General features: G+C 72.3%; 9 protein-coding genes and 1 pseudogene. 7 read left to right on the forward strand and 3 right to left on the reverse strand.

Features of this window, described 5'->3' with window-relative positions:
* Positions 1-7: 7 nt before the first annotated feature.
* The 3 genes from B085_RS0114990 to B085_RS0115000 form a co-directional block, all read right to left on the reverse strand.
* Positions 8-865 carry a TIGR03620 family F420-dependent LLM class oxidoreductase gene (locus B085_RS0114990; protein ID WP_018559380.1) on the reverse strand — a complete coding sequence of 286 codons (858 nt, stop codon included), beginning with the start codon at positions 863-865 and terminating at the stop codon, positions 8-10.
* Between the two features lie 137 nt (positions 866-1,002).
* Positions 1,003-1,752, reverse strand: coding sequence for an SDR family NAD(P)-dependent oxidoreductase (locus tag B085_RS0114995; protein ID WP_018559381.1), 750 nt, complete (start codon positions 1,750-1,752; stop codon positions 1,003-1,005).
* A 356-nt stretch (positions 1,753-2,108) separates the two neighbouring features.
* Positions 2,109-2,861 (reverse strand): SDR family NAD(P)-dependent oxidoreductase, encoded by a 753-nt coding sequence (locus B085_RS0115000; RefSeq protein WP_018559382.1) that lies wholly within the window; start codon positions 2,859-2,861, stop codon positions 2,109-2,111.
* 362 nt (positions 2,862-3,223) lie between these two features.
* On the opposite strand from B085_RS0115000, the gene B085_RS0115005 reads away from it, so the two are divergent.
* From B085_RS0115005 to B085_RS0115035, 7 genes and pseudogenes are all read left to right on the forward strand, one after another.
* Positions 3,224-6,121: a M4 family metallopeptidase gene (locus B085_RS0115005; RefSeq protein WP_018559383.1), complete on the forward strand. Its 2,898-nt coding sequence runs from the start codon at positions 3,224-3,226 to the stop codon at positions 6,119-6,121.
* Positions 6,122-6,249: 128 nt separating this feature from the next.
* Positions 6,250-7,269: a helix-turn-helix transcriptional regulator gene (locus B085_RS0115010; RefSeq protein WP_026251049.1), complete on the forward strand. Its 1,020-nt coding sequence runs from the start codon at positions 6,250-6,252 to the stop codon at positions 7,267-7,269.
* Positions 7,270-7,382: 113 nt separating this feature from the next.
* The gene (locus tag B085_RS0115015; RefSeq protein ID WP_018559385.1) at positions 7,383-8,888 is read left to right on the forward strand and encodes an aldehyde dehydrogenase family protein; all 1,506 of its coding nucleotides are present in this window, start codon (positions 7,383-7,385) and stop codon (positions 8,886-8,888) included.
* 326 nt (positions 8,889-9,214) lie between these two features.
* The gene (locus B085_RS51440) at positions 9,215-9,340 is read left to right on the forward strand and encodes a hypothetical protein (RefSeq protein WP_267881087.1); all 126 of its coding nucleotides are present in this window, start codon (positions 9,215-9,217) and stop codon (positions 9,338-9,340) included.
* Positions 9,337-9,426, forward strand: coding sequence for a K(+)-transporting ATPase subunit F (gene kdpF / locus B085_RS46220; protein WP_018559386.1), 90 nt, complete (start codon positions 9,337-9,339; stop codon positions 9,424-9,426). The genes B085_RS51440 and kdpF overlap by 4 nt, the downstream gene beginning before the upstream one ends.
* Positions 9,426-11,090, forward strand: coding sequence for a potassium-transporting ATPase subunit KdpA (kdpA, locus tag B085_RS0115030; protein WP_018559387.1), 1,665 nt, complete (start codon positions 9,426-9,428; stop codon positions 11,088-11,090). Before kdpF ends, kdpA begins: the two co-directional genes overlap by 1 nt.
* Positions 11,090-11,890: pseudogene (locus tag B085_RS0115035) on the forward strand (potassium-transporting ATPase subunit B); the annotation flags it as partial. The gene kdpA and the pseudogene B085_RS0115035, both read left to right, overlap by 1 nt.

Raw genomic sequence — 11,890 nt, forward strand, 5'->3', positions numbered from 1 at the left:
TGCCGTCTCAGCCTGCGAGCGCGGCGAGTTCCCGCCACTCGGCCAGCGGAACGGCGGAGTCCGCACCCACGACGTGCAGGCATACGTGGTCGGCCCCGGCCTGGTGGTGGGCGCGGACGCGGGCACCGATGGCCTCGGTGTCCCCCCAGGCCACGACGCCGTCGACGAGCCGGTCGCTGCCCCCGCCGGCCAGGTCCTCCTCGGTGAAGCCCTGGCGGAGCAGGCTGCGGGCGTAGTGGTCCATGGCCAGGAACGTCCCGAGGAAGCCGCGGGCGGCGGCACGGGCCCTGGCGGGGTCCCGCTCCGGCACGACGGCCTGGTAGGGCGCCAGAAGGGGGCCGGGGCCGAGCAGTTCCCTGGTCGCGGCCGAGTGCTCGGGGGTGACCATGAACGGGTGCACCCCCGCTGTGCGCCGTCCCGCGAGCCGGACCATCTTCGGCCCCAGCGCCGCCATGACGCGCTCTCCGGCCGGTACGGGGGCCGGGGCCCGGTCGAGCTCGTCCAGGTAGGCGTCCATGTCCGACAGCGGACGGTAGGCCCGGCCCGCGCCGTGGGCGGCGGCCGCGTCGCTGACCCCGAGGCCGAGCAGGAGGCGGTGGCCGTAGCGCTGCTGCAGACGCACGTGTCCCGCCGCCATCTCCGCGGCCCGGTGGCGCCAGATGCTGAGCACGCCGACCGCGATGCGCACGGTGCGGGTGGCCCCGAGCAGCCGTTCGGAGTCGCCGAGGATGTCACCGCCGCCGAGCCCCGGGATCCACAGGGCGCCCCAGCCCATCGCGTCGAGCTCGGCCGCGGCGTCCTCGATCGCTCCGGGATCGGCGGTGCGCAGCTCGATGCTCCAGATTCCTGTCCGTCCGATGTCCATCGTGTGTGTCCTGTCTGTGCTGGTGGTGCCGGTGCGTACGGCTGTCGCGACGGGCGCGGCAGGCGGCGGGGCGGCGGACGCGGCGGCGTCCGCCGCCCCGCACCTCCCGTCCGCGGCGGGGAGGTCCGCGGTGGCGGTCAGACCTGGTTGACGCCGCCGTCGACGAAGAGTTCGATGCCGGTGATGAAGCTGCTCTCGTCCGAGGCGAGGAAGACGGCCGCCGCCGCGACCTCCTCGGGCCGGCCCATCCGGCCGAGCGGCACCTGGCCCGCGAGGAAGCCCTTGAGCTGTGCCCTCCCCTCGGCGTCGGCCGCGAGGCCGTCGATGCCAGGTGTGTCGATCGGGCCGGGGCTGATGGAGTTGACCCGGATCGAGCGGCCCCTGAGCTCGTTGGCCCAGGTGCGGGCGAAGGAGCGCACCGCCGCCTTGGACGCCCCGTAGACGCCGAAGGCCTCGCTGCCGACGGAGCCCGCGGTGGAGCCGGTGAGGATGACCGAGGCGCCGTCGTTGAGGTGCGGCAGCGCCTTCTGGACCGTGAACAGCAGGCCCTTGACGTTGTTCGCGAAGATCTCGTCGAAGTGCTGCTCGGTGACCTGCTCCAGGGTGGAGAAGCTGCCGCCGCCCGCGTTGGCGAACAGCACGTCGACGCGGCGCCCCTGCTGGCCGACGGCCTCGTAGAGCCGGTCGAGGCCGGCCGGGTCGGACACGTCGCCGTGGACGCCGGTGGCGTCGGGTCCGATCTCCGTCACGGCGGCGTCGAGCGCGTCCTTGCGGCGGCCGGTGAGGAACACGTGCGCGCCCTCGGCGGCGAATCGCCGCGCGGTGGCGAGGCCGATGCCGCTGGTGCCGCCGGTGACGATGGCGGTCCTGCCGTCAAGCTGTCCCATGAGGTTGCTCCGAATCGCATTGAGGATTGCCGCGCCTGGACGTAACGAAAGCCGTTACATATCGCCGCAGGGGTGGCCTCCAACGCCCCCCGTGCGCCGCGTTCCGGGCGGCGCGAGACGGGGTGGCGAGTTATGTAGTGGTCACTAAGAAACTAGGTCGGCCTGCGGGGCGTGTCAAGCGCCCGCTTCCGGAGACGTGGACCGTTCGGCACGGGTAGGGACAGACGCATGCTGCGGGCAGCGGCGAAAACGTCATGCCGGGCGCCGACGGACGGCCCCGGACCGGGCGCGCGGCCGAACGGTTTTCACTGGCTGGGACGCGCGCTCGCCCGCGGCGGCGGGGGAGGGGGGCGGGGTCACACCTGCTGCTGGCCGCCGTCGACGAAGAGCTCCACGCCGGTGACGAAGGTGCTCTCGTCGGACGCGAGGAAGGCGACCACGCCGGCGACCTCCTCGGGCCGGCCCAGCCGTCCGAGCGGCACCGCGGCGACCAGGGATTCCATCAGGCGGCCGTCCTCGTCGGGACCGGGCGCCAGGGTGTGGATCCCCGGGGTCTCGACCGGTCCAGGGCTCAGCGTGTTGACCCGGATGGCGCGCCCCTTGAGCTCGTTGGCCCAGGTCCGGGCGAACGAGCGCACCGCGGCCTTGGAGGCGCTGTAGACGGTGAACGCCTCGGCCCCGCCGCTGCCCGCCGTCGAGCCGGTGAGGATGACCGAGGCGCCGTCGTTGAGGAGCGGCAGCGCCTTCTGGACGGTGAAGAGCACACCCTTCACGTTCGCCCCGAAGGTGTCGTCGAAGTCCTGCTCCGTCACCTCCTCCAGGCGGGCCATCCTGCCCCCGCCCGCGTTGGCGAAGAGGACGTCGATCCGCCGCCCCGCTGCCTCGACCTGCGCGTACAACCGGTCCAGGTCGGCGGGGACGGCGACGTCACCCTGTACTCCGGTGGCCCTGTCCCGGCCGATCGCCGAGACCGCCGCGCGCACTTCCGGCTCGCGGCGGCCGGTGAGGAACACGTGGGCACCCTCCGCGGCCAGGCGCTCGGCGGCGGCCAGCCCGATGCCGGTGGTCCCACCGGTGACCACCGCGGTCTTCCCGTCGAAACGGCCCATCGCCGACCTCCAGCGTCGCTCGTCAGCAGTATCGGGCGGCCCGGCCGCCGCCGCACGGCGGGCGGGGCGACCGGGTGCCCGCGCCCGGGGGAGTCGCGGGGGCGTACGCGACGAGCGTGTCAGGGCCGTACGAAGCGGCCCTTCCTCCGGTACCGGGACCACATCGGGCACTTCGGTGCCCTCCGCACGCGCTTCGGCTTCGCATCTGTGCAACTGCGCGTACTCCCCCCGGATTTCGTCTTGTCACCCGGGTGTGATCGCCAGCAGGGTGCAGTGCGAGCCGCGGGCGCGATGGTGCGCCGAGCATCCGATGTCCCACTACCGAGCCCGGGGTCGCTCCGGGCTGCCGGAGGCATTCGTCCATGTCAACACGCATACGGCCCAGACCGGTTCACCGCACCGGCCGCACCGGCCTGTCCCTCCTGCTGGCCGCCGCCGTCGCCCTGGGGGTCACCGGCCTGACCGCCCCCGCCCACGCCGCCGACCCCACCCCCGGCACCGGGACGGCACCCACGCCGCAGCCCTCCACCGCCACCCCCGCCCTCGTCGACGGCCTCGCCGAGCCCGCCGACGCCTCCCTGCCCGCCGCCACCGCCGCCCGCGCCCACCTGGCCGGCCACCAGGACCGCTACCGCATCCCGGCCCCCGACCGCGACCTGGCCACCGACGCCGTCACCACCGACGCCGACGGCACCGAGACCGTCCGTCTCGGCCAGAAGTACCGCGGCATCCCCGTCCTGGGCGCCCAGTACGTCGTCCGCATGACCCACAAGGACGGCGAACGCACCGTCACCGGCACCTCCGGCAGTTACTTCACCGCCCTCGACCTCGACACCACCCGCTCCACCCTCCCCGCCCCCGCCGCGGTGCAGAACGCGGTGCGGCAGGTGCGGGAGGAGCTGGCGAGGGGCGGTTACCGCCCGTCGCACGCCAAGAGTGCCAAGGACGGCCTGACCGGAACCGACCGCGGGCTGACCGTGCTGCCCACCGGCAAGGGCGTGCTCGCCCGCCACGTCACCGTGCGCGGCACCGACCCGGCCACCGGCTCGCCCGTGGTGCAGGAGGTCTTCGTCGACGCCGCCACCGGCATCGCGGTCTTCGAGTACGGAGGTCTGCCCACCTTCTCCCCGACGGCCTCCGCCGGCGTCGCCGCGCAGCGCAGCGGCACCTCGATGCGGGACGGCGCGCCCGCCGCTCCGGCGAGCGGATCGACGGGCGTCACCGGCAGCGGTGTCCTCCTCCACGGCGCGACCGTCCCGCTGAACCTCACCAAGGACGCCGCCACCGGCCAGTACCTGCTGCGCGACTCGGCGCACATGGCGGACAGCAAGAGCCACAACGTCATCCAGACCTGGGACGCCTCCAGCGTCTGGTACCAGGACGTGTCGGGTCAGTGGCCCGAGAGCGTCGTGCCGTTCGCGATGCCGACCACGAAGGCACCGCAGGAGATGACCGACAGCGGGGCCGTGGACGCCCACTGGGCGGCCGGGAAGGTCTACGAGTTCTACCGGGGCACCTTCAAGCGGGACAGCCTCGACGGCAAGGGCATGGCCATCAACTCCCTCGTCGGCGTCACGGACTTCGGTTCGCCGTTCGTCAACGCCTTCTGGGACCACACCAAGATGGTCTACGGCACCGGTGACGACGAGTACCGCTCCCTCGCCTCCGACCTGGACGTCGTCGGCCACGAGATGACCCACGGCGTCGTCGAGCACACCGCCGACCTCGTCTACGCCGGCCAGTCCGGCGCCATGAACGAGGCCATCGCCGACTACTTCGGCAACGCCATCGACATCACCGTCAACCGCACCTCCATGACGGACCCCGAGGCGAGCCTGATCGGCGGCGACCTCTGCCGGACCAGGGCGCCGAAGGACTGCGCCTTCCGCGACCTCAACGACGGCGCCACCACGAAGGGCTTCCTCGGGTTGCCCCTCGGCTCCTCGTACGACAACGGCGGCGTGCACGTCAACTCCACGATCTTCAGCGGCGCGCTGTGGGACATCCGTGAGAGCCTGGGCGGCGAACTCGCCGACCAGATCGTGTACAAGGCGCTCACCTCCTACATCACCCCCCTCGACGGCTTCGACGAGGGCCGTGACGCGGTTGTCGCCGCCGCCAAGGCGCTGCACGTCAAGGGCGACCGCATGGCGAAGGTGAAGCAGGCCTTCGACGCCCACGGCATCGTCCCCGGCTGGGAGAAGAGCCTCGGCCTGGACAGCGACGTCCTCCTCGGCCGGCTCGGCACCCTGATGGCGTTCGTCGGCACCGGCAACGCCCCCAGCGCGGGTGGCGACTGGTGGGCCGCCCCCAAGTCGGCCGACGCCGACGGCACCGAGCCGTACGCCGTGTGGACGGGGCGCACCGACGGCAAGGGCAAGCCCCGCCGGATCTCCCCGGTCGACGGGCGCTCGCACCTCAGCCCTGTCACCGACGGCAAGCGCGTGGTGTGGGTGGCGGTCGGCGACGCCCCCGGCGACGACCCCTGGGCCCGCACCTACGACATCCTGTCCGCCCCCGTCGGCGGCGGCCGCGTCACCACCCTGTACAGCACCGGCTCGGAGATCAGCGGCCTGAGCGTGGACGGGGACACGGTCGCCTGGTCCCGCCGCGACGAGGCGACCTCGCTCCAGCGGGTGCTGTACCTGAAGGGCGGGGACACCACGCCGCGCGAGGTGCCGGTCGGCCGGGACTACAACCAGACGGCCGAGCCCGCCGTCAAGGACGGGCGCATCGCGTACATCCACGACGGCATGTTCGACGGCACCTACGGGATCGTCGTGGAGGTCTTCGACACCAGGACCGGCAGGACCACGGCCCTGGGCACGCCGTCGCAGCCGGAGTGGATCAGCACCCCGGTGATCACCGCGGCCGGTGTGTACTGGCTCATCGACACCGACTACACCGATGACGCCTTCACCACCCTGCGCCGGGCGTCCCTCGACGGCTCGGCCGTCACCGACGTCATCACGGAGAACGGCCCGCACCCCGTCCGGGCGTACGGCCTCACGGCGTCGGACACCGCGGTCACGCTGACCCTGTACTCCTCGTTCTCGCAGGTCTTCGACGACTACAACGACTCGCTGGCCAAGCTCTGGCAGTTCACCCCGCAGGGCGCACCGCTGGGCCGGGTCTCCTGCAGCAAGGGCCAGCAGTCCAACGCCGCCGCGGGCGCCGGGAGCCGGGTCCTGTGGATGGACACCACCACCACGGACACCGACCTGGTCACCCGGGCCCGCCCCGCGGGCACCTGCCGCTGAGCGGCCGCGACACCGCACCACCCCGACGGGGGCCCGGACCGGCGCACGCCGGACCGGGCCCCCGCCGGCCGTTCGGCGAGGCGTACGATCATGAGCCGGTGCGCGGACGTACAGGGGTGGCAGGCGGCATGGATGTCTCGTCGGGAGGTCCTTGGGCGGGTACGGGGCTGGACCCTCTGGGCGCGCGGGTCCTGGAGTTCCTGGTGGGCCACCCCTCGGCGGACGCCGCCGCGGTGGCCGAGGCGGTCGGCACGTCCGCGGGCGGGGCCGAACGCGCCCTGCGGGCGCTGGAGGACGAACTCCTGGTCATTCGCATCCCCGGCGGGTCCCCGCGCTGGAAGGCCGGCCCACCGCGCTCGTCACTGGGTTCGCTGCTCGCCCGACGGCGGAGCGAACTGGCCCGCACGGAGCTGTTCATGGAGCAGCTCGACGAGCTCTACCGCTCCGCCGCGCACCCCGGCGCACCCGACCTGGTGGAGGTGCTGGAGCACGCCGACGAGGTGGCCGCCCGCTACGCGCACCTGCTGAAGGGCAGCCGGAGCGAGGTGCTGCACCTGGCGAAACCACCGTATGTGACGGAGACCGCGGACGACTCGGGGCACCGGGACCCGGACCGCACCGCCGTCACCCCCGGCGTGCGGCTGCGGTCGGTGTACGAGGCCGACGGCTTCACGGACGAGGTGTCCCTGCAGACCGCGATCCGCGGCACCGCGGTGGGCGGTGAATTCCGCCTCGGCTCGCGGCTCCCCGTGAAGCTGGCCCTCTTCGACCGGACCGCCGCCCTTCTCCCGCTCCACGGCGACCGCCCCTCGGCGGGCTCGCTGGTGGTGTACTCCCCGGCCCTGATCGAGGTGTGCGTGGCGCTCTTCGAGGGCATCTGGCAACGCGCGACACCGGTCTCGCTGGAGAGCCGCCAGGACTGGCCCGCCCCGCGCCGCGAGCGTGAGGCGGTGGAGACCGACGAACGGACCCGGGAGATCCTCCATCTGATGGCGACGGGGATGAAGGACGACGCCATCGCCCGGGTGCTCGGCGTGAGCCGCCGGACGGTGCAGAAACACGTCAGTGAGGCGGGCACCGCGCTCGGCGCCCGGACGCGGTTCCAGATCGCGCTCCTCGCGCGTGAACGCGGCTGGCTGGACGGCTGAGTCGGCCCTGCACGGCGCTGGACGGTTCCTTGGCCTGTGCTATACGCGCTGTTTGCCCGATAGAGAACATTCAACCCCTGTAGGTGGCACATATTGGTGCGAGCCTGGAGGTTATGCGTATTTCGGAGCTGTCGAATCCGTACGGCGCGACCGGCGCACGACCGACCGCGAGCGAGATCGTGGACCGCCCCTGGCGCATGCTGACCGGCGGCGCGGCGACCGAAGCGGCCTCGGGCGACACCATGGACGTCATCAACCCCGCGGACGAGACCGTGGTGACCCGGATACCTCTCGGCGGCGCCGCCGACGTCGACGCCGCGGTCGAGGCGGCCCTGACGGCCGCGCCCGCCTGGGCGGCCACCTCCGTCGCGGACCGGGCGCGGGTGCTGGTCGCGCTCGCGGAGGCGATCGAGGCGCACGGCGAGGAACTGGCCTGGACCGACACCATCGACAACGGCAGCCCGATAGGGGTCATGCGGGGCGACTTCCGCGCGGCCGTCGCCCAGCTTCGCTACTTCGCCGGACTCGCCCTCCAACTGCGCGGCCAGACCATCCCCATGGCCGACCACGACGCCCTCGACTACACGCTGCGCGACCCCTTCGGCGTCGTCGGACGGATCGTCCCCTGGAACCACCCCCTGCTGTTCGCGGCCGCCCGCATCGCCGCACCCCTCCTCGCCGGCAACACCGTCGTCCTGAAGCCCGCCGAGGCGACCTCGCTGTCCGCGCTGCGCCTGGGCGAACTCGCCGCCGGCCTCGTCCCGCCCGGCGTGCTGAACATCGTGCCGGGCATCGGCCCCGACGCGGGCGAACGGCTGGTGACCCACCCCGACGTCCCGCGCATCGCGTTCACCGGTTCGTCCACCACGGGACGCCGCGTCCAGGCCCGCGCGGCGAGCGCCGCGGTCAAGACCGTCACCCTCGAACTGGGCGGCAAGAACCCGCTGATCGTCTTCGCCGACGCCGACGTGCACGCCGCGGTCGACGGCGCGGTGGCGGGCATGAACTTCACCTGGCAGGGCCAGAGCTGCGGATCCACCTCGCGCCTGCTCGTCCACAGCTCGCTGTACGAGGACGTGGTGACCGAGGTGGGCAGGCGCATGGACGCCATGCGCCTCGGCGACCCGGCGGACCCCGCCACGGACATCGGCCCCCTGGTCTCGGCGGAGCACTACCGCAAGGTGACCTCCTACATCCGGGCGGGGCTCTCCGACCCCGCCCTGCGCCTCGTCGCGGGCGGCAGCGCCCTGCACCGCCCCGGCTACTACGTCCGGCCCACCCTCTTCTCCGCCCCCGCCGGCCCCACCGGGCCGCTGTTCCAGGAGGAGATCTTCGGCCCGGTGCTGGTGGCGGCGCCCTTCGACTCGTACGACCAGGCGATCACCGAGGCCAACGCGCTGCCGTACGGCCTGACCGCCAGCGTCTGGACCACCGGCCTGCACACCGCCATGGCCGCCGCCCGCGACCTGCGCGCCGGCTACGTGTGGGTCAACGCCAGTTCGGCGCACGTCCCCGGTGCCGCCTTCGGCGGGGTGAGGAACTCGGGCGTCGGCCGTGAGGAGGGCATGGAGGAGCTGGAGTCCTACACCCAGCCGAAGAACGTCTTCGTGCGGTTCTGACCCCGCTCCCCACGCCACCGGGCGGGGTCCTTCCGCACCGCCGGGGCGAACCGCCCTCGGCGCCTTCCCGGAAGCCCCGCCCCGAGGTCCGTTCCCGTCGCCAGGGGACGCGGCCCCGCGCCGGTCGCGCGCCCGGTCCCTCGTTCGGCGGCCGACCGTACCGGCGCGCCCTCCATCGCCCCTCATCCGTTCCCACGGGCACCGTCAAAGTGCCGTCAAGGCGCTCCGGGCCCGCGTCAGGAACCCGCTAACGAACCCCGTCGGGGGTACTCCGGGGCGCTTCGCTACGTACACCGGTTCTCCACCGGGGCCGCGGACCCGACCGGGTGCGCGGCATCGTCCCCACTCGACTACCGGGGTGTCTCCGCATGCCAGATGTGGCCTTCATCGTCCTCACCATCGCCGTCTTCGCCGTGCTCGGCCTCGTGGCCAAGGGGGCGGAGCGGCTGTGAGCGTCGAAAACGCCGTCGGACTCGTCGTCGCCGTGGCCCTGGTCGGTTACCTGGTGCTGGCGCTGATCTACCCGGAGAAGTTCTAGTGAACGACACCCTCGCGGGCTGGCTCCAGATCCTCGCGCTCGTCGGCGCGCTGGCCCTGAGCTACCGGCCCCTGGGCGACCACATCGCCCACACCCTCACCTCCGCCAAGCACCTTCGCGTCGAGCGCCTCGCGTACCGGCTCGGTGGCGTGAACGGTGACGCGGACCAGAAGTGGTCCGTCTACCTGCGGAGCGTGCTGGCCTTCTCGGCCGTCTCCGTCCTCTTCCTCTACGCTTTCATGCGGCTGCAGAGCCACCTGCTGCTGTCCATAGGCATGCCCGCCGTGACGCCCGGCGTGTCCTTCAACACGGCCGCCTCCTTCGTCACCAACACCAACTGGCAGTCCTACTCGGGTGAGTCCACGATGGGCCACCTGGTGCAGATGTCCGGCCTCGCGGTGCAGAACTTCGTGTCGGCCGCCGTCGGCATCGCCGTCGTCGCCGCCCTCATCCGGGGCTTCACCCGCAGGAAGACCGACCGCGTCGGCAACTTCTGGGTGGACCTCACCCGGATCGTCGTGCGGGTCCTGCTCCCGCTGGCCTTCGTCTTCGCGATCGTGCTGGTCGCCGGCGGCGCCGTGCAGAACTTCCACGGCGTGGACTCCGTCTCGACGCTCATCGGCGACCACCAGAGCCTGACCGGCGGTCCGGTCGCCTCGCAGGAGGCGATCAAGGAACTGGGCACCAACGGCGGCGGTTTCTACAACGCCAACTCCGCCCACCCCTTCGAGAACCCCAACGCCTTCACCAACTGGCTGGAGATCTACCTGCTGCTGGTGATCGCCACCTCCCTGCCGCGGACCTTCGGCCGCATGGTCGGCGACAACCGCCAGGGCTACGCGATCATCGCCGTGATGGGCGTCATCTGGGCCGCCTCGGTCGCCGTCGTCACCGTCAACGAGCTGCACAGCGTCAGCAGCCAGGCCGGTCACGTGGCGGGCGGCATGATGGAGGGCAAGGAGCAGCGCTTCGGGGTGTGGGGCTCGGCCCTGTTCGCCGTGTCGACCACCCTCACCTCCACCGGCGCGGTCAACTCCTTCCACGACTCGTACTCGCCGATCGGCGGCGGGATGACGATCTTCAACATGATGCTCGGCGAGATCGCCCCCGGTGGTACCGGCTCGGGCCTCTACGGCATCCTCATCCTGGCGATCATCGCGGTCTTCGTGGCCGGCCTGATGGTCGGCCGGACCCCGGAGTACCTGGGCAAGAAGCTCGGCGGCCGGGAGATGAAGTTCGCCTCCCTCTACATCCTCACGACCCCGGCGATCGTCCTGATCGGTGCCGGCCTCGCCATGGCGCTGCCGGGTCAGCGCGCGGGCATGCTCAACTCCGGCGCGCACGGCTTCTCCGAGGTGCTCTACGCCTTCACCTCGGCCGCCAACAACAACGGTTCGGCGTTCGCGGGCCTCACCGTCAACACCGACTGGTACAACACCGCGCTCGGCCTGGCCATGCTCTTCGGCCGCTTCCTGCCGATCGTGTTCGTCCTGGCGCTGGCCGGCTCCCTGGCCCGCCAGCAGCCGGTGCCGGCCACGGCGGGCACGCTGCCCACCCACCGGCCGCAGTTCGTCGGCCTGCTGACGGCCGTGATCCTGATCGTCGTCGGCCTCACCTACTTCCCGGCCCTGGCGCTGGGTCCGCTCGCGGAAGGCCTGTCCTGATGTCCCTGACCACCCTCGAACCCCCCGCGTCGCCGGGGGGCGCCCCGACCGAGCCGCAGCAGCCGCACCGGGTCTCCGGCGGCATGCTGGACCCGAAGCAGCTCCTCACCTCGCTGCCGGAGGCGTTCAAGAAGCTCGACCCCCGGGTCATGATCAAGAACCCGGTCATGTTCGTGGTCGAGGTCGGCGCGGTCCTGACCACCCTGTCGGCGGTCAAGGACCCGAGCATCTTCTCTTGGGTCATCACCGTGTGGCTCTGGCTGACCGTGATCTTCGCCAACCTCTCCGAGGCCGTGGCCGAGGGCCGCGGCAAGGCGCAGGCCGAGACCCTGCGGCGGACGAAGACCGACACCGTCGCCCGCCGGCTCACCGACTGGCGTCCCGGCGCGACCTCGTCGGGCGAGGAGGAGGTCCCCGCCTCCGGGCTGAGGCTCGGCGACCACGTCGTCGTCGAGGCCGGGCAGATCATCCCGGGTGACGGTGACGTCGTGGAGGGCGTCGCGTCGGTCGACGAGTCGGCGATCACGGGGGAGTCGGCTCCGGTCATCCGGGAGTCCGGTGGCGACCGCAGCGCGGTGACGGGCGGCACGAAGGTGCTGTCGGACCGGATCGTCGTGCGCATCACNNCCAGGCCGGGTGAGACGTTCATCGACCGCATGATCGCGCTGGTGGAGGGCGCGGCCCGGCAGAAGACGCCCAACGAGATCGCGCTGAACATCCTGCTGGCGTCGCTGACCATCGTCTTCCTGCTGGCGGTCGTCACCCTGCAGCCGTTCGCGATCTACGCGGGCGCCGAGCAG

It is taken from the genome of Streptomyces sp. BoleA5 (assembly GCF_000373665.1).
Lineage (GTDB): Bacteria > Actinomycetota > Actinomycetes > Streptomycetales > Streptomycetaceae > Actinacidiphila.

Coding starts and splice junctions, on each gene's coding strand:
- B085_RS0114990 (WP_018559380.1), bottom strand. CDS start 865: ATGGACATCGGACGGACAGGAATCTGGAGCATCGAGCTGCGCACCGCC.
- B085_RS0114995 (WP_018559381.1), bottom strand. CDS start 1,752: ATGGGACAGCTTGACGGCAGGACCGCCATCGTCACCGGCGGCACCAGC.
- B085_RS0115000 (WP_018559382.1), bottom strand. CDS start 2,861: ATGGGCCGTTTCGACGGGAAGACCGCGGTGGTCACCGGTGGGACCACC.
- B085_RS0115005 (WP_018559383.1), top strand. CDS start 3,224: ATGTCAACACGCATACGGCCCAGACCGGTTCACCGCACCGGCCGCACC.
- B085_RS0115010 (WP_026251049.1), top strand. CDS start 6,250: ATGGATGTCTCGTCGGGAGGTCCTTGGGCGGGTACGGGGCTGGACCCT.
- B085_RS0115015 (WP_018559385.1), top strand. CDS start 7,383: ATGCGTATTTCGGAGCTGTCGAATCCGTACGGCGCGACCGGCGCACGA.